The 17,293-nt window shown below is 70.2% G+C and carries 13 protein-coding genes and 1 tRNA gene; 12 read left to right on the top strand and 2 right to left on the bottom strand.

The window, feature by feature from the left end; all coding sequences use genetic code 11:
• The first annotated feature begins 64 nt into the window (after positions 1-64).
• Complete coding sequence (locus tag BO64_RS03125) at positions 65-469, top strand: hypothetical protein (RefSeq protein WP_496401815.1); 405 nt, start codon at positions 65-67, stop codon at positions 467-469.
• Positions 470-481: 12 nt separating this feature from the next.
• Here the strand turns inward: BO64_RS03125 and BO64_RS03120 are convergent, their stop codons facing one another.
• Positions 482-1,354 carry a dienelactone hydrolase family protein gene (locus BO64_RS03120; protein WP_496401814.1) on the bottom strand — a complete coding sequence of 291 codons (873 nt, stop codon included), beginning with the start codon at positions 1,352-1,354 and terminating at the stop codon, positions 482-484.
• A 115-nt stretch (positions 1,355-1,469) separates the two neighbouring features.
• Here BO64_RS03120 and BO64_RS03115 point away from each other — a divergent pair, with 115 nt between their 5' ends.
• The 4 genes from BO64_RS03115 (at position 1,470) to BO64_RS03100 (ending at position 6,173) form a co-directional block, all read left to right on the top strand.
• Positions 1,470-1,973, top strand: coding sequence for a hypothetical protein (locus BO64_RS03115; protein WP_496401813.1), 504 nt, complete (start codon positions 1,470-1,472; stop codon positions 1,971-1,973).
• Between the two features lie 203 nt (positions 1,974-2,176).
• Positions 2,177-4,093, top strand: coding sequence for a molecular chaperone DnaK (dnaK, locus tag BO64_RS03110; protein WP_496401812.1), 1,917 nt, complete (start codon positions 2,177-2,179; stop codon positions 4,091-4,093).
• 175 nt (positions 4,094-4,268) lie between these two features.
• Positions 4,269-5,432, top strand: coding sequence for a molecular chaperone DnaJ (dnaJ, locus tag BO64_RS03105; RefSeq protein WP_496401811.1), 1,164 nt, complete (start codon positions 4,269-4,271; stop codon positions 5,430-5,432).
• Between the two features lie 111 nt (positions 5,433-5,543).
• Positions 5,544-6,173 (top strand): response regulator transcription factor, encoded by a 630-nt coding sequence (locus tag BO64_RS03100; RefSeq protein WP_496401810.1) that lies wholly within the window; start codon positions 5,544-5,546, stop codon positions 6,171-6,173.
• A gap of 27 nt (positions 6,174-6,200) precedes the next feature.
• On the opposite strand, the gene BO64_RS03095 is transcribed toward BO64_RS03100, so the two are convergent.
• Positions 6,201-8,141 carry an outer membrane protein assembly factor BamB family protein gene (locus BO64_RS03095; protein ID WP_496401809.1) on the bottom strand — a complete coding sequence of 647 codons (1,941 nt, stop codon included), beginning with the start codon at positions 8,139-8,141 and terminating at the stop codon, positions 6,201-6,203.
• 172 nt (positions 8,142-8,313) lie between these two features.
• On the opposite strand from BO64_RS03095, the gene BO64_RS03090 reads away from it, so the two are divergent.
• The 7 genes from BO64_RS03090 (at position 8,314) to BO64_RS03060 (ending at position 17,284) form a co-directional block, all read left to right on the top strand.
• Positions 8,314-8,390 (top strand) — tRNA-Arg (locus BO64_RS03090).
• Between the two features lie 256 nt (positions 8,391-8,646).
• On the top strand, positions 8,647-10,461 hold the full coding sequence (locus BO64_RS03085; RefSeq protein ID WP_496401808.1) for an amidohydrolase family protein: 1,815 nt from the start codon (positions 8,647-8,649) through the stop codon (positions 10,459-10,461).
• 89 nt (positions 10,462-10,550) lie between these two features.
• Entirely contained in the window at positions 10,551-13,586 is a 3,036-nt protein-coding gene (locus tag BO64_RS03080) for a TonB-dependent receptor plug domain-containing protein (protein WP_496401807.1), read from the top strand.
• 150 nt (positions 13,587-13,736) lie between these two features.
• Positions 13,737-14,240, top strand: coding sequence for a MarR family winged helix-turn-helix transcriptional regulator (locus BO64_RS03075; protein ID WP_496401806.1), 504 nt, complete (start codon positions 13,737-13,739; stop codon positions 14,238-14,240).
• Positions 14,241-14,682: 442 nt separating this feature from the next.
• Positions 14,683-16,626 carry a methyl-accepting chemotaxis protein gene (locus BO64_RS03070; protein ID WP_496401805.1) on the top strand — a complete coding sequence of 648 codons (1,944 nt, stop codon included), beginning with the start codon at positions 14,683-14,685 and terminating at the stop codon, positions 16,624-16,626.
• A 2-nt stretch (positions 16,627-16,628) separates the two neighbouring features.
• Positions 16,629-16,913: an STAS domain-containing protein gene (locus BO64_RS03065; RefSeq protein WP_496401804.1), complete on the top strand. Its 285-nt coding sequence runs from the start codon at positions 16,629-16,631 to the stop codon at positions 16,911-16,913.
• Positions 16,910-17,284, top strand: a complete 375-nt coding sequence (locus BO64_RS03060) for a response regulator (protein ID WP_496401803.1) — start codon at positions 16,910-16,912, stop codon at positions 17,282-17,284. The genes BO64_RS03065 and BO64_RS03060 overlap by 4 nt, the downstream gene beginning before the upstream one ends.
• The last annotated feature ends 9 nt before the right edge of the window (positions 17,285-17,293 follow it).

The following is a 17,293-nucleotide window of genomic DNA, read 5'->3' as shown; positions in this document are numbered from 1 at the left end:
CCCCGCCTCTGCCCCGCCGCTTGCCGCTTCCGCTAAGGCGGGCCGCGCATTAGGGTCGCCGGCCATGAACTGGTCCATGCCCCGCCCCGTGCTGCAGCTTGTGGCCGCCCTGATCGGCGTCGCCGCCGTGGGGGCGTTCGCCGTCGGGATCCTCACGGCGGATGCGCCGGCCCGCCTGCCCGGCGAGCGCCCGGCGGAGGGCTATGGCCAGGCCATCGAGGCCCAGGAGGCCGCCCCGCTCACCGACGAGCGGATCGAGGGGCCGCCGCCGCCGGAGCTGACGCCCGAAGAGAAAGCCCGGCTGGAAGAGGAGCGGAAGGCCCGCGAGGAGGCCGCCCGGCTGAAGGCCGAGGCCGAAGCGGCCGCGCCCGCCCCGCCGCCGCCTGCGCCGCGCGACAGCATCGGCGACCTGCTGCAGCGGCCGGCCCCGGCGCCGGCCCCGCCGCCGGTGGACGAGCCGCTCTTCTAGAGCCCTCTGTTCCTAGACCCCGTGGGCCCGGAAGTGGGCCAGCATGCGGGCCCAGCCGTCCTCCGCGGCGGGCCGGCTGTACGAGGCGCGGTAGTCGGCGTGGAAGCCATGCTGGGCGTCGGGATAGACGATGATCGTGCTGTCGGTCTTGCCCGCCGCCGCCAGGGCCGCCCGCATCTGCTCCACGTCGGTGAGCGGGATGCCGTTGTCCTTCTCGGCATAGAGACCCAGCACCGGCGCCTTCAGCTCGGCCGCGAGGGCGATGGGGGTGCGGTTGTCCGGCCCGCCCGCGGTGTGATCGGCGGCCAGGCGGCCGTACCAGGCGACCCCGGCCTTGAAGTCGGGCAACCGCGCGCAGGCCTCCCAGACTACATTGCCGCCCCAGCAGAAGCCGGTGATCCCGGTGCGGCTTACGTCCGCAAACGGCTGGTCGGCCAGATAGGCGAGACCGGCCCGGATGTCGCCGGCGACCTGGGCGTCATTCGCCGTCGCGACGATCTTCAGGATCTCCTGGAAGTCGGTGAGCGTCGACGGGTCCCCGGCCCGGACGAAGAAGTCGGGCGCCAGGGCCACATAGCCGGCCTTGGCCAGCCGGCGGCAGGTGTCGCGGATATATTCGTGCAGGCCGAAGATCTCGGAGATCAGGATCACCACCGGGCGGCGCCCCGGCCCCGCCGGCCGGGCGAGGTAGCCGGGGATCTTCCGGTCGGCGGCGGGCGGCTCGACCATGCCGACCACGATGCCCTCGGCGTCGGTCTTCACCGGCTGGGCCTTGGCCGACCACGCCGCCAGGGCGTAGCCGCCGGTGAGCGCCAGGGTCAGGCCCCGGCGGGACAGGTGAAGATCGCCGGGCCGCGTGCCGTCGGGACGGGTGAGGGTGATCATCGTTGGAACGTCCTCCAGGCTTGGCCCGGGGAACACTGACGCGGCGTTCTGTCGCGAGTCAAAGCGGAACGGGCCGCCCGGGCCCATGTAGTTGGCGAAAGGTGCTCACGCCGCCATGACTTCGCCCCGGACGCCGCCTCTGGCCCTGCGCCGCCTGACCCCGGGCGAGCGCGCCCTGGCGGCCGAGATGTTCGGCGACGGCCTCGACGCCGGTCGCGTGCGGCTCCTCGCCATTCCCGCCTGGAACCGCGCCTTCGTGGCGGGCCCCGGCCTGATCGTCTGGCCGGCGGCCACGGCGCGGCCGGATTTCGCCGCATCCGATGTCCCCCTGCGGCTGCAGGCGGTCTTCGTCCATGAGCTGACCCATGTGTGGCAGGCCCAGAACGGGGTCTGGCTGCTGGCCGCCAAGCTGCGGGCGGGGGACGGCGCCGCCGCCTACGCCTACGACCTGTCCGCGGGCGGAGCCTTCGCCGACCTCAACATCGAGCAGCAGGCCATGGTGGTGGAGCACGCCTTCCTGGCCTCGCGGGGTCGCCGTACGCAGCACCCGCCGGAACTCTACGCCGCCGCGCGTCCGAACTGGCGGCGCGACGACGCCGACAGTCCCGGTCGGGGTTGAGCCATGCCCCTCACGCCATTAGGGACATTCCCACTTGCAGGGCGCCTATCTTTCCCCATATCGGCTGGCGACGCCGGTTCCCGCGAGCGAAAGCCCGAGGGACTGGCCGAGACTGATCGAACCGGGGGCGTCGGCAACATAGGGCGCTTCACCAGAAGGCCCACCCGCGGCGTCCGCCAACAAGGAGCGAGCAAGACTCGATTATGAGCAAGATCATCGGCATCGACCTCGGCACCACGAACTCGTGCGTCGCCATCATGGACGGCAAGTCGCCGAAAGTGATCGAGAACGCCGAAGGCGCGCGGACGACGCCCTCGGTCGTGGCGTTCATGGACGACGGCGAGCGCCTCGTCGGCCAGCCGGCCAAGCGCCAGGCGGTGACCAACCCGGCCAACACCTTCTTCGCGATCAAGCGCCTGATCGGCCGCAACTTCTCGGACCCGATGGTCGAGAAGGACAAGGGCATGGTGCCCTACGAGATCGTCAAGGGCCCGAACGGCGACGCCTGGGTGCGCGCCCACGGCAAGGACTACTCGCCCCAGCAGATCTCCGCCTTCATCCTGCAGAAGATGAAGGAAGCCGCCGAGCAGCACCTCGGCGAGAAGGTCGAGAAGGCGGTGATCACCGTCCCGGCCTACTTCAACGACGCCCAGCGTCAGGCCACCAAGGACGCCGGCAAGATCGCCGGCCTCGAGGTCCTGCGCATCATCAACGAGCCCACCGCGGCGGCGCTCGCCTACGGCCTTGAGAAGAACGACGGCAAGAAGATCGCCGTCTACGACCTCGGCGGCGGCACCTTCGACGTCTCGATCCTGGAGATCGGCGATGGCGTGTTCGAGGTGAAGTCCACCAACGGCGACACCTTCCTGGGCGGCGAGGACTTCGACCTGCGGATCGTCGACTACCTGGCCGACGAGTTCAAGAAGGAGCAGGGCGTCGACCTGCGCAAGGACAAGCTGGCCCTGCAGCGCCTGAAGGAAGAGGCCGAAAAGGCCAAGAAGGAGCTGTCCAGCGTCACCCAGTACGAGGTGAACCTGCCCTTCATCTCGATGAACGCCTCGGGCCCGCTGCACCTGAACATCAAGCTGTCGCGCGCCAAGCTCGAGGCCCTCGTGGAGGACCTGATCGCCAAGACGATCATCCCCTGCGAGAACGCCCTGAAGGACGCCGGCCTCAAGAAGTCCGACATCGACGAGGTGATCCTGGTCGGCGGCATGACCCGCATGCCCAAGGTCGTCGAGACCGTGAAGGAATTCTTCGGCCGCGAGCCCCACAAGGGCGTGAACCCGGACGAGGTCGTGGCCCTGGGCGCCGCGGTCCAGGCGGGCGTGCTGCAGGGCGACGTCAAGGACGTGCTGCTGCTGGACGTGACCCCGCTGACCCTGGGCATCGAGACCCTGGGCGGCGTGTTCACCCCGCTGATCGAGCGCAACACCACCATCCCGACCAAGCGCAGCCAGGTGTTCTCCACCGCCGAGGACAACCAGTCGGCGGTGACCATCCGGGTGTTCCAGGGCGAGCGCCCGATGGCCGCGGACAACAAGCTGCTCGGCCAGTTCGACCTGGTGGGCATCCCGCCGGCCCCGCGCGGCGTGCCGCAGGTGGAGGTGACCTTCGACATCGACGCCAACGGCATCGTCAACGTCTCGGCCCGGGACAAGGCGACCAACAAGGAGCAGTCGATCCGCATCCAGGCCAACGGCGGCCTCTCGGACGCGGACATCGAGGCCATGGTCAAGGAAGCCGAGTCCAACAAGGCCGAGGACGAGAAGCGCAAGGCGGCCGTCGAGGCCAAGAACCAGGCCGACGCGGTCATCCACTCGACCGAGAAGGCCCTGGCCGAACACGGCGACAAGGTGGGCGAGGCCGAGCGCTCCGCCATCCAGTCGGCCCTCGACGACCTGAAGGGTTCGCTGGACAGCGGTGACGCCGAGACCATCGCCGCCAAGACCCAGACGCTGATCCAGGCGTCCATGAAGCTGGGCGAGGCCATGTACAAGGCCCAGCAGGAAGCCGGCGCCGAGGCCTCGGGCGACGCCGGCGGAGCTTCCGCCGGCTCGGACGACGTGGTCGACGCCGAGTTCGAGGAAGTGGACAGCGACGGCAAGAAGTCGGCGTGACAACGCGCCCCATGGCGGCGTTCCGCAAAAAATGCGATGACCGCCGCCATGGGGACGTCGCCGCCGCCTTCGCGGTAGTAGGTTGCCCCCGTCCGCTCGGCTGCCGTAGCCTTGCAGTCGGGCGGGGGCCCACCCACTTGATTTCCAAGCCCAATTTTGAGCGCCTGACAGTTTGATGCGGGACTATTACGAGATCCTGGGCGTCGATCGCGGCTGCGATGAAGCGGCCCTGAAGAGCGCGTTCCGCAAGCTGGCGATGCAGCATCACCCCGACCGCAACGGCGGTTGCGAGGAGGCGGCGGCGCGGTTCAAGGAGATCAACGAGGCCTATTCGGTCCTGTCCGACCCGCAGAAGCGGGCGGCTTATGACCGCTTCGGCCACGCGGGCGTCAACGGCATGGGCGGCGGCGCCGGCGGCGCCCAGTTCCACGACGTCCACGACATCTTCAACGAGGTGTTCGGCGACGTCTTCGGCGACATGTTCGGCGGTCGCGGCCGCGGCGGGGCGCAGCGCGCCGGCCCGGCCCGGGGCGCGGACCTGCGCTACGATCTGGAGATCACCCTCAGCCAGGCCTACGCCGGCGCCGAGGTCGAGATCACCGTCCCGGCCACCCTCACCTGCGAGACCTGCGAAGGCTCGGGCGCCAAGCCGGGCACCAGCCCCACCACCTGCGGCAGCTGCGGCGGCGCGGGCCGGGTGCGGGCCAGCCAGGGCTTCTTCACCATCGAACGGGCCTGCCCCCGCTGCGGCGGTTCGGGCCGGGTGGTGCTGGACCCCTGCGGCGACTGCCACGGCATGGGCCAGGTCCGTCGCCAGCGCACCCTGGCGGTGCGCATCCCGCCGGGCGTCGACGACGGCGCCCGCATCCGCCTGGCCGGCGAGGGCGACGCGGGCCTGCGCGGCGGTCCGCGGGGCGACCTCTACATCTTCATCTCCGTGGCCCCGCACGAGCTTTTCGAGCGCGACGGCCTCGACCTGCTCTGCACCGTGCCGGTGCCCATGTGCGTGGCCGCCCTCGGCGGCGAGATTGAGGCCCCCTGCCTCATGGGCGGCGACAATTGCGACGGCGAGTGCAAGGTCACCGTCAAGGTGCCCGAGGGCGCCCAGACCGGCCGCACGGTCCGCGTGAAGGGCCGCGGCATGCCCTCGCTCCGCTCGCGCGAGCGCGGCGACCTGGTGGTGGAGCTCTTCGTCGAGACGCCCACCAAGCTCACCCCCCGCCAGAAGGAGCTCATGCGTGAGCTCGCGGGCCTCTGCGGCGAGCAGCAGCACCCGAAGTCGGCCAGCTTCCTCGGCAAGGCCAAGCGCTTCTGGGACGACGTCACCGGCGCCGCCTGACCGTTCCGGGCCGACAAGCGGCCCGGAATTCCCCTTCAACCCCGGGGGACTGGTCTCGGAGCGCCGAGGTCCTTAAGGTCCAGCCAGTTCCCGCTGCCCCGAGTACCCTGGATGGTCGATAGCCGCACGGTCCACGTCGTCGACGACGATGAGCTGCTACGGGCCTTCGCCGACCAGACCCTGACCGGGGCGGGCTACCGGGTGCTCCAGTACGACACCGGCGACGCCTTCCTGGCCGCGGTGGACGAGGCGCCTGCGGGCTGCATCGTCCTCGACATCCACATGCCCGGCCGCAGCGGCCTGGAGGTCCAGGCCGAGCTCAACCGGCGCAACCTGGGCTGGCCGGTGGTGGTGCTCACGGGCCGGGGCGACGTGCGCATCGCCGTGGAGGCCATGAAGAACGGCGCCGTCGAGTTCCTCGAAAAGCCCTACAAGCCCGAACAGCTGGTCGCGACCCTTCAGGCCGCCTTCGAGGAGTTCGAGGCCGCTCGCGAGGCCCAGGCCGAGGTGGAGCGGGCCCGGGCGCTCATCGACACCCTTTCCGCCCGGGAGCTGCAGGTGCTGCAGGGCCTCCTCGCCGGGATGCCCAACAAGATCATCGCCTACGCCCTCGGCCTCAGCGTGCGCACGGTGGAGATCTACCGGGCCAACGTCATGGACAAGCTGCAGGCCCGAGGCCTCTCCACCGCCGTGCGCCTGGCCCTGGCGGCGGGGGTCGAGCCCCTTCCGGATCCGGAATAGGGCCGGCCCGCCGCGCAACCTCCGGCCCTACGGACGCTTGGGCCGGTAGGCCACCAGCACATTGCCGGGCTGCTGGCCGAACGACGCGTAGCCCGAGTTGACGAACACCATGCCGTCGCCGGCGAACAGGCCCGCCGCGTCGATGGCGCCGCCCGCGCCCGGGATGCCGTTCACCGGCTGGAACACCTGGGCGGTGTCGTAGCTGGCCAGCACCTTGCCGGTGGCGGCCTCGAACACCCACAGCCGCCCGTCCAGCGACCCCGCCAGCACCGCCCCGTCGATCACCAGGGGCGCGGCCGAGAGGCCGTACTTGGCGGCGCAGGTCGGCATGCGGGTCTTGCGGTCGCCTTCGCAGTCGGGGCTCGCGCGCCACTGCCAGGCGATCTTGCCGGTGGCCACGTCCACCGCATGCATCCCCGCCGCCGACTGTTCGGCCGGCACGCCCGGATCGTTGATCGGGGCGAAGACCCGGGTCCCGTCGGTGGCCACGCCCCAGTGCACGCCGCCGAGCACCGTGCCTTCGCCGAACTGATGGCGCCAGAGCTGGCGGCCGCCCTTCGGATCCAGGGCCCAGACATCGCCCGACTTCTGGCCGGCCACGATCACGTCCTTGCCACCTTTGCCGCGGAAGATCAGCGGCCCGCCGCCGAAGTCATGGTCGCGCAGGACGCTGCCCTCGTTGGCGAAGAAGCAGTTGGGCTTCAGCGGCTGGCCGGGCGGCGGCGGCCCCACCGGGCAGGCCATGTTCCAGACGTCGTTGGCCAGGGCCTGGAAGACCCACTTCTCCTTGCCGGTGTCGGCGTCGATGGCGATCACCGCGTCCGAGGTGCGGGTGGCGGGGGGCGAGGTGTTCTCCCCCGTCGAGGTGTAGACGAGGTTGCGCTTGGGATCGTAGGCCGGGCTCGACCAGATGGGCGCGCCCGAGGGGCCGTACATCTCGATCCCGGCGGAGTTCTTGCGGCCCAGGGGCTTGGCCATCTCCATGGTGTGCCAGGTCCACAGCGTGCGGCCGGTGGCGGCGTCCACCGCCACGATGTCGCCGTGGCTCTTGCAGCATTCGTGGGTGGGCCGCATGGCCGCGGCCACGTCCATGGCCGAGATCGGCACGATGATCTTGTCGCCCGCGAACAGCGGCGTGCCCGAAAGCGGCGAGGCCGGATCGTGGCGCGGATCCACCCGCCACAGGATCTTGCCGGTCTTGGCCTCCAGGGCCACCAGCATGCCGGCGTTGTCGCCGCCCACCAGGGCCATGGGGCCGCCCTTGCCGAGCTGGCCATAGGCCAGGCTGCCCCGCAGGCCGCTGGGCAGTTCGCTCGACCACTTCAGGCAGCCGGTCTGGGTGTCCAGGGCCACCACATGGCCGGCCTGGCCGGCGGGATAGAAGAGCGTGTCGCCCACCACCACGCCGTTGCCGCGCAGGCCCGTGGTCTTGGGCATGGCGAAGGTCCAGGCGACTTCTAGCCGGGCGAGGTCGGCGGTCTTCAGCCCGGCCTGGGCGGCGGTCTGGCGGCGGCTGTTGTCGGCGTCGACGCCGAACCCGGTCTGGGCCGGCTTGGCGGTCAGCTTCACCTCGGCCCGGTCCGCGGGGCAGCGGTTGTCGTCGAGCCAGCCGGTTCCCGTCGCCCCTTCCGGCGCGGCCAGATAGCTCACCAGCTCGCGCAGCTGGCGCCGGTCGAGCTGGTCGCCGATGGGCTTCATCACCCCGGTGGTCAGGACCGTGGTGATCGTCTCGGCGCTCATCTTGCGGATCGCCGAGACCGGCGCGGCGCGGTCGCCGGGGGCGGGCCTGTCATGGCAGGCGGCGCAGAACTGGTCATAGACCTGCTTGCCGGCCGGGACGTCGTCTATGGCCTGCGCCTGGGCTCCGGGCCCCAGGATCAGCCCTCCGCCGATCCCCACCGCCAAGGCCGCCGCCGCTATCGCGGCCGCCGCCGATCCGTCCCGCGCCATGCGCTTCCAGACGCCCATCGTTTCCCCCAAAACATACCGGCCGTTCGACGGCTCACTCTCGGCGAAAGCTAATCTGTCACCGTTCTCGAAAGATTGCCCTGCTGAAATTCGGGGGGACAAGTGCGATCATCCCGACGACGGTGTTTGCCGCGCGCCGCGCTTTCGGTTAGAGAGACCGCCCGCTGAAGACGCACCCGTAGCTCAGCTGGATAGAGCGTTGCCCTCCGAAGGCAAAGGTCACACGTTCGAATCGTGTCGGGTGCGCCAGCGACTTCCTGAAAGATCATCCGATTAGAGCCGGTCCCGCCGGCCTGACGCCTTGCCGGCGCAACTCGGCGCGTCCCTGCGCGACGGACGAACCGCGATTTCGACGCCGGCTGGGTCCTCTCAGCGGCCCCCGTTCGTCCCCCGCGCGAAACGTCGCACTTTGGTCACTACTCCGGAAAAACCGACCTTGGCCGGTTGCCGGGGGGCGGCCTGTGGGACAAAGAGCGCGCGAATCCGGCGGGGAGCCAGCAAAATTATGTCGGTCTTGGCGAAGATGTCCTTGAAGGCCCGGGGGCTCGTGGGGGCGGTCGTTCTGGCCATGGGCCTGGGCCAGGCGGCCGAGGCGCAGGCGCCTACGGGGCGGGCCACGGCGATCATCGGCGCCACGGTCTTCCCCGCCACGGGCGAGGCCCCGCGGGTCGCCAATGTGGTGATTCGCGACGACCGGATCGTCGCCGTCGGGCCGGACGTGCGGGCCCCGCGCGGCGCCGTGGTGGTCAACGCCAAGGGCAAGGCCCTGCTGCCCGGGTTCTTCGACCTGCACACCCACTGGACCCCGGCGGGCTCGCCCAACATCACCCCCGAGATCGCCAACGCCTATATCGCTGCCGGCGTCACCACGGTGAACGACTTCCATCAGTCGCCGGAAAGCTGGGAGCCGCGCCGGGCCTGGCTCGCGACCCTGGCCGCGCCGCATGTGAACTTCACCGCCCGCACGTCCACCCCGGGCGGCCACGGCGCCGACTGGGCTGACGTCAACACCACCAAGTGGGTGAACACGCCCGAGGCCGCCCGCAAGGCGATCCGCGAGCTGGCGCCCTACAAGCCTGACTTCATCAAGGCCTTCGCCGACGGCTGGCGCTACGGCATGTCCGCCGACAACACCAGCATGGACCAGGCCACCCTCTCGGCCCTGGTGGACGAGGCCCACAAGCACAACTGGAAGGTCGGCACCCACACGGTGACCGTCGACCGGGGCCGCATCGCCGGCCTCGCCAAGGTGGACGTCATCGCCCACAGCCTGCAGGACCGCGAGATCGACGCCGAGGCCATCGCCGCCATCAAGGCCGGCGGCTCGGCCTACGCCCCGACCCTTGCGGTCTACGAGCCGGTGAAGCCTGGCCAGACGCCGCCGGCCAATCCGGACGATCCGCGTTACCGCCAGTCGCTCCGCAAGTTCGGCTTCGCCCTGCACAACGCCAAGGCCCTGCACGACGCCGGGGTGACCATCGCCCTCGCCACCGACGCCGGCATGCCCGGCACCCCGCACGGCTCCTCCACCCTGCGCGAGATGGAGCTGCTGGTTCAGGCCGGCCTGACGCCCGCCGAGGCCCTCATCGCCGGCACCGCCAACAGCGCCAAGGTGATGGGCGTGCTGGACGATCGCGGCACCATCGAGCCCGGCAAGCGCGCCGACCTCGTGCTGGTGGACGGCAAGCCCTGGGAGCAGATCTCGGACGTGCGCCGCACCGTGCGCGTCTTCATCGACGGCAAGCAGGTTCATGGTCCTGGCACGGTGCTGCCCAAGGCCAACAGCGAGAAGGCCATGCCGGCGGTCGCCGTCCCGGCGCTGATCGACGATTTCGAACGCCCCGACGGGCGCACCGCCCTGGACACCCTGCGCACCGACGACATGGACGGCGGCCTCGACCGCACCGTCCAGGTCAGCCAGATCATCGACCGCGAAGGCGGCGGCAAGGCCCTGAGCCTGTCGGGCAAGCTGTCGGTGAAGGCCGAGCCGCAGGCCGCCGTGATCCTGCCGCTCAGCCGCGGCTCGGTCCGGCCGGTGGACGCCCGCGCCTACAGGGGCGTCCGCTTCGAAGCCCGGGGCGGCGAGGGCCGCTACCGCCTGATGATCAACACCCTGGCCGGCCGCTGGGCCGCCGAGGTTGAGGTCGGCCCGGGCTGGCGCACCATCGAGACGCCCTTCTCGGCCCTCGCCCGGGCGCCCGGCCGCGGGGGCGCCGCCGGCCCCTGGACCGGCGACAATCTCGTGGAGGTCGAGTTCGCCGTGACCGGCGAGGGCGGTCAAAAGGTGTGGCTGCAACTCGACAACGTGACTTTCTACTGAACACCGGCCGCTCCGGCGGCCGCTCATTCCGCCAGGCGGGGACAGACCGGAAACCGGCGACCCGCCCCATCCGAACGGGGATAACCACTATGAAGTTCGTATCGCTGCGGAGCCTGATGCTGGGCTCCACCGTGCTCTGCGGGGTCGCCGTCGCCGGCGCCGCCGCAGCCCAGGACGCCGAGTCGATGGTCGACGAGATCGTCGTCGTCGGCAGCCAGATCGAGGGCTCGAAGGTCACCGCGGCCCTGCCCGTGACCGTGGTCAGCGGCGAACAGCTGGCGGCCACCGCCGCCACCTCGGGCGACGACCTCTTCCGCTCCATCCCGCAGATGGGCGACGTGAGCTTCAACTCCAGCTACCTGCCGAACTCGTCGAACTCGGCCCGGGGCGACGTGGGCTCGGTGAACCTGCGCAACCTCGGCGTCGGCAACACCCTGGTGCTGCTGAACGGCCGCCGCGTGGTCGCCCACCCGACCAGCCGAGCCGACGAGAACCTGGTGCCGGTGCTGACCTACAACACCAACGCCATTCCGGTTCAGGGCCTGAAGCGCCTGGAAGTCCTGCGTGACGGCGCCGCCGCGCTGTACGGCTCGGACGCCGTGGCCGGCGTGGTCAACACCGTGCTGCAGGACCGCTTCGAAGGCCTGCAGATGGAGGCCCAGTACGGCGCCGCCGAAGGCACCCACCTGCGCGAGGCCGAGTTCAGCGTCCTGGCCGGCAAGAACTGGGATCGCGGCAACCTCACCCTGTTCCTCACCTACGCCGACAAGACCGCCCTGCGCGCGTGGGACCAGAACTACACCTCTTCGTCCGACCGTCGCGGCCTGTTCGTCGGCACCGACTTCGAGGGCCTGATCGGCCTCGACGGCCGCGCCACCACCTCGTCCTGGGCCTCGTTGCAGACCCTCGGCAACGTGGCCGTGCGCCAGAACGGCGGCCTCGTCACCTCGACGGCCGGCGCCTTCCACCCGCAGCCCACCGGCTTCGGCGGCTGCACCGTGATCCAGGGGGCGGTCTGCATCGACGACGGCGCGCCGGCGACCAGCGGCGTCGACCGTGACCTGCGCTACGACGCGGCCACCTTCAACACCTCGGTCATGCCCTCGACCGAGCGCTTCAACAGCTTCCTGACCGGCAACTGGGAGCTCACCGAGGACATCCAGGCCTTCGGTGAAGTGGGCTACTACAGCGCCGTCACCCACAGCGTGCAGGGCCCGACCAACACCCTGACCTCGCTGCCGCTGACCATCCCGGCGTCGAACTACTACAACCCCTTCGGCCCGACCGTGTTCGCCAACGGCCAGGTCAACCCGAACCGCCTGCCGGGCATCGACGCCCCGGCCGAAGGCCTGCCGGTGGTGCTGCGCAGCTACAGCTTCGTGGATGTCGGCCCGAACGAAGTGGACGTCAACCTGACGCAGACCCGCTTCCTGGGCGGCCTGCGCGGCGAGAAGTTCGGCTTCCGGTGGGAGAGCGCGCTGCTCTACTCGCACGCCAAGGCCAAGGACGTCTCGGACGGCATCAGCGCCACCCTGCTCCAGCAGCAGCTCGCCCTGTCGACCCCGGACGCCTACAACCCGTTCAACGGCGGCGACCCGGCCAATCCGAGCGTCGGCGACGCCTCGCCCTCGTCGCAGGCGGCCATCGACGCCATCTCGATCCGCACCAAGCGGGTGGCCACCAGCGCCCTGTACCTGGCCGACTTCAAGGTCTCCAAGGCTGACCTCTTCGCCCTGCCGGGCGGCGACATCGGCTTCGCGGCCGGCGTCGAGTGGCGTCGCGAGACCCAGAAGGACGACCGTGACGACCGCCTGGACGGCACCATCACCTTCACCGACATGGTCACCGGCGCGGTCTACGGCAACGACCTGATCGGCTCGTCGCCCTCGCCCGACACCAAGGGCAAGCGCGAAGTGGTCTCGGCCTATGCCGAACTGGCCATCCCGGTGGTCTCGCCGGACATGGAGATCCCCTTCGTCCATAACCTCGAGTTCCAGCTCGCCGGGCGCTACGAGGACTTCTCGGACGTGGGCGACGTGGCCAAGCCGAAGATCGCCGGCGCCTGGGACATCTTCGACGGCTTCCGCGTCCGCGGCTCGTGGGCTCAGGGCTTCAAGGCCCCGAACCTGGAGCAGATCAACGCCACCCTGGTCACCCGCTCGAACACCCGCACCGACTGGGTGAAGTGCGAGGCCGACCTGCGCGCCGGCCGGATCAACAGCTTCGCCAACTGCTCGCGCTCGCAGTCGACCACGGCCCGCCGGGCCGGCAACGCCGACCTGAAGCCCGAGACCAGCGAGACCCTGGGTCTGGGCGTGGTGTTCCAGCCGCGCTTCGTGCCGTCGGAATTCGGCCGCTTCACCTTCACCGTCGACTACTGGGACGTGAAGCAGAAGGGCATCGTCGGCCTGTTCGGCGAAGGCAACGCCCTGATCCTCGACTACCTCGAGCGCATGCAGGGCCGGTCGAACCCGGACGTGATCCGGGCCGCCCCGACCGCCGACGACATCGCCAACTTCGCCGGCACGGGCCTCGAGCCGGTGGGTTCGGTGCTCTACGTCAACGACCAGTACCGGAACCTGCTGCCGCAGCACGCCAAGGGCCTGGACATCGGCGTGATCTGGAGCCTCGACACCGACCGCTACGGCTCGTTCGACTTCAACTTCAACGCCGCCCACCTGATCAAGTTCTACCGCTCGCCCTCGCCGGACATCGCCGCCCTTCTGGAGGCGCGTGACGCGGGGACGATCAACGCCGGGACCACCATCACCGGCGGCGGCGACCTGATCCGGCAGAACGGCCGTCCGGAGTGGAAGTGGTCGGCCTCGCTGACCTGGCGCTACGACCAGTTCCAGGTCGGCGCCTTCACCCAGTACATCGACGACGTGGAAGACACGGGCCTGCGCGACGCCCTCGGCAACGCCTGGGTCGTGGACAGCCAGCTGACGGCGAACCTGTACGCCCAGTACCAGTTCCAGGACGGCTGGGCGGGCGACACCCGCCTGCGCGTCGGCGTGCGGAACATCACCGACGAGAAGCCGCCGCTGTCGGTGGACGGCTACCTGGGCGCCCTCTACCAGCCCTACAGCCGCTATTGGTACGTGAACGTCCGCAAGACGTTCTAGTCGCCAGCCAGGCGAGCGATCCGAGCGCCCCGCCCCTGAAAAGGCGGGGCGCTTTTCTTTTTGGCCGTGAAGCTGCGCTGTTTTGACCTACTGGCCGGTTCCCGTTCTCGTTGTAATCGCGACCCAATACTAGGGTTAACGGGGTCGGGCATGAGCGTCGCCATTCAGTGCTCCCGCGAGGGAACGGACCGGAACCGCCTGCGCATGTTCTATGTGCTGGCGCACCTGTGGGAGCGGCGGGACCGGGTCCTTACCGAGATCCTCCGGCCCCACGACCTCACGCTCACCCAGTGGCGGCTGCTCTACAACCTCGCCAAGATGCCCAGCCGCACCATGAACGAGGTGGCGGACTTCCTCACCCTGGACCGCACCAGCCTGACCCGCGCCGTCGACCGGCTGGTGGCCCGGGGCCTTCTGCTGCGCGCGGAGGTGCCCCATGACCGGCGCCTCACCGAGATCACCCTCACCGCCGCGGGCCACGCCCTCCGGGCCACGGTGCTGGAGCACAATGTGGAGCTCTACGAGCGTCTGGTGGAGGGTATCGACGACGAGGCCCTGGCCGGCGCCACCGAGGTCATGGAGCTTATCCTGGAGCGCCTGGTGGGCCATCGCGCCGGGGCGCGGCGGATCGTCGAACTCTACGAGCGCCCCTGAGATCGCCCCCGATCGTAAACAAATAGCGACGGTATGTGCAGACGCCGATCATCGGCACAAGCACATCTTTTCGCATCTATTCTGCATACGATAACACAGATATTTTTCAGATACTTAGCCTGAATCCGGGCAACGTTAAGTTTACAGATCAGGCCTAGCCTTTGCCCCGATGACTTAAGGGGGCCCAGGTCTTTGTTCTTACGCTCCAAGAACGCTGTATTGGCAGCGCCGTTAACCGTCCTGTCGGATGCAGCCGCTTCGGCGGCCGGCCGGACCGGCGCCTGCGAAGGCGCCCTGCGCGATGGCGCCTTGCGCCGGCTCGCGGCCCTCGGGCGCGCCGACCCTGCCGGCGCCTTCGCCCCGAAGACCTGACGTCCCTTCCCACCGCCAACCGGAATTCCAGGCGCCGCCCGGCGCCCGCCCAAGACAGAAAGTCCCGACCATGCTGTCCAGACTGAAGATCTCCCAGAAGCTGACGGGCGGCTTCGGCCTGCTCATCGCCATCACCCTGCTCGCCAACCTGGCGGTGTTCTGGAACCTGAACACCATCAAGTCTCAGGCCGAGGCCAACGACCGCACCTACGACCGGTCGATCGAAGTGCAGACGATCCTGCGCGGTCTGGTCGAGCAGCAGAACGCCGTGCGCGGCTACGTGATCAGCGGCGGCGCCGAGTCCTTCGCCATCACCTACCGCGAGCAGGCAGCGGCCACCGACAAGGCCCTGGAGAGCTTCATCGCCAACACCGCCAGCGCGGAGCAGAAGGCCCTGGGCGAGAAGCTCCAGCGCCAGTTCGCCGAGTGGCGGCCGCAGCACGCCGACCGGCCGATGATCCTGGCGGCCGATCCCGCCACCCGCGGCCAGGCCATGCAGATCCTCGGCTCCGCCAGCCTGGGCGACCTGCGCAAGACCGTCGACGCCATGGCCACCTCGCAGGACCAGATCCAGGACGAGCGCATGCGGGCCCAGGAGCAGGCGATATCCACGGCCCTGTTCATCTTCCTGATCAGCTCGGCGGCCGCCGTGCTCACCGCCGTGGCCCTGTCCTTCGCCGCCTCGCGGATGATCGTCACGCCGGTGGCGGCCATGACCAACGCCATGCGCCGGCTGGCCGGCGGCGACCACAGCATCGAAATCCCCGGCCGCGGCCGCAAGGACGAGCTCGGCGAGATGGCCGGCGCCGTCCAGGTCTTCAAGGAAGCCGCCGTCGAGAAGCTGCGCCTCGAAGCCGAGGCCAAGGAACAGGCCCGCCTCGTCGAGGCCGAACGCGCCGAGCACGAGCGTCAGATGGCCGAGGAAGCCGCCCAGGACGCCATCGCCATCGGCGCCCTGGCCAAGGGCCTGTCGCTGCTGGCCAGCGGCGACCTGACCCATCGCATCACCGAGGAGTTCCACCCCAAGGCCCAGTCGCTGAAGCTCGACTTCAACGCCGCCATGGACAAGCTCCAGGACGCCATGAAGGTGATCACCGGCGCCACCCAGGGTCTCCGCTCGGGCGCCGACGAGATCAGCCAGGCCGCCGACGACCTGTCCAAGCGCACCGAGCAGCAGGCCGCCTCCCTTGAGGAGACCGCCGCCGCCCTCGACGAGATCACCGCCACGGTCCGCAAGACCGCCGAGGGCGCCCACCACGCCCGGGACGTGGTCTCCACCGCCAAGAACGACGCCGAGCACTCCGGCCAGGTGGTGCGCGACGCCGTGGCCGCCATGAGCGAGATCGAGAAGTCGGCCCAGCAGATCAGCCAGATCATCGGCGTGATCGACGAGATCGCCTTCCAGACCAACCTCCTGGCCCTGAACGCCGGGGTGGAAGCGGCCCGTGCGGGCGACGCCGGTAAGGGCTTCGCGGTGGTCGCCTCGGAGGTGCGGGCCCTGGCCCAGCGTTCGGCCGACGCCGCCAAGGAGATCAAGGCGCTCATCTCCGCCTCGACCCAGCAGGTCGGTCAGGGCGTGGCCCTGGTCGGCGAGACCGGCGAGGCCCTGACCCGGATCGTCGCCCAGGTGGCCGAGATCAACAACGTGGTCTCCGAGATCGCCGCCTCGGCCCAGGAGCAGGCCACCGGCCTCAATCAGGTCAACACGGCCGTCAACCAGATGGACCAGGTCACCCAGCAGAACGCGGCCATGGTGGAGCAGTCCACCGCCGCCAGCCACAGCCTGGCCCAGGAGACCGAGGAGCTGGCGCGCCTGGTCAGCCGCTTCCAGGTCGGCGAGGTCGGCGCCCAGTCGCCCGTCCGCCGCGAGCCCCGCGCCGCCGCCGCGCCCGCCGCCCCGGCGCCGCAGCGCACGGTCGCCGCGCTGAAGAACGTCTCTACCCACGCCGGCGGCGGCGGGGCCCTGCCCAAGGCCCAGCCCGTGTCGGATCTGGATAGCTGGGAGGAGTTCTGACGGTGGACGGCGCGGACGCTCCTCTCGCCCTGCCGGCGGTGCTCGACCTGAACGCCGCCGCGCCCCTGGCCCGTGCGCTCACAGAGCGGCGGGGGCGGCCCCTGGTGCTGGACGGCTCGGCCGTCCGGCGTCTCGGCGGCCCCTGCCTGCAGGTGCTCCTCTCCGCCCGCGCCACCTGGGAGGCCGACGGCGCCAGCCTGACGCTCGCCGACCCCTCGCCTGAACTGTCCGCCGCCCTCGCTCTGATGGGGGCGTCCGCCTTCCCGAGCCCGGAGTCTGCCCAATGAACCGTGAGCCGAAGGTCGTCCTGACGGTCGACGACAGCCGCACCATGCGCGACATGCTGCGCCTGGCCCTGACCAACGCCGGCTTCACCGTCCTCCAGGCCGAGGACGGCGAACACGGGCTGCAGGTGCTGCGTGAGGGCGCCCCGGACGTCATTGTCACCGACATCAACATGCCGCGGCTGGACGGCTACGGCTTCATCGAGGGCGTGCGCGCCGATCCCCAGCACCGGACCATTCCGATCCTGGTGCTCTCCACCGAAAGCTCGCCGGAAAAGAAGATGCGGGCCCGCGAGGCCGGGGCCAGCGGCTGGATCGTCAAGCCGTTCAGCCCCGAAAAGCTCGTGGAAGCCATCCGGCGCGTGGCGCACTGAGGGCCCTCC

The sequence above is a fragment of the Phenylobacterium composti DSM 19425 genome (genome assembly GCF_059568645.1).
Note: the sequence above shows the minus strand (reverse complement) of the source record. Positions and strands in the feature narration are given on the sequence as shown.

What these genes read in the sequence shown, in the direction of transcription:
- BO64_RS03085 (WP_496401808.1), top strand. Translation starts at nt 8,647, where the DNA reads ATGTCGGTCTTGGCGAAGATGTCCTTGAAGGCCCGGGGGCTCGTGGGG.
- BO64_RS03075 (WP_496401806.1), top strand. Translation starts at nt 13,737, where the DNA reads ATGAGCGTCGCCATTCAGTGCTCCCGCGAGGGAACGGACCGGAACCGC.
- dnaJ (WP_496401811.1), top strand. Translation starts at nt 4,269, where the DNA reads ATGCGGGACTATTACGAGATCCTGGGCGTCGATCGCGGCTGCGATGAA.
- BO64_RS03100 (WP_496401810.1), top strand. Translation starts at nt 5,544, where the DNA reads ATGGTCGATAGCCGCACGGTCCACGTCGTCGACGACGATGAGCTGCTA.
- BO64_RS03060 (WP_496401803.1), top strand. Translation starts at nt 16,910, where the DNA reads ATGAACCGTGAGCCGAAGGTCGTCCTGACGGTCGACGACAGCCGCACC.
- BO64_RS03095 (WP_496401809.1), bottom strand. Translation starts at nt 8,141, where the DNA reads ATGGGCGTCTGGAAGCGCATGGCGCGGGACGGATCGGCGGCGGCCGCG.
- BO64_RS03080 (WP_496401807.1), top strand. Translation starts at nt 10,551, where the DNA reads ATGAAGTTCGTATCGCTGCGGAGCCTGATGCTGGGCTCCACCGTGCTC.
- BO64_RS03125 (WP_496401815.1), top strand. Translation starts at nt 65, where the DNA reads ATGAACTGGTCCATGCCCCGCCCCGTGCTGCAGCTTGTGGCCGCCCTG.
- BO64_RS03115 (WP_496401813.1), top strand. Translation starts at nt 1,470, where the DNA reads ATGACTTCGCCCCGGACGCCGCCTCTGGCCCTGCGCCGCCTGACCCCG.
- BO64_RS03070 (WP_496401805.1), top strand. Translation starts at nt 14,683, where the DNA reads ATGCTGTCCAGACTGAAGATCTCCCAGAAGCTGACGGGCGGCTTCGGC.
- BO64_RS03120 (WP_496401814.1), bottom strand. Translation starts at nt 1,354, where the DNA reads ATGATCACCCTCACCCGTCCCGACGGCACGCGGCCCGGCGATCTTCAC.
- dnaK (WP_496401812.1), top strand. Translation starts at nt 2,177, where the DNA reads ATGAGCAAGATCATCGGCATCGACCTCGGCACCACGAACTCGTGCGTC.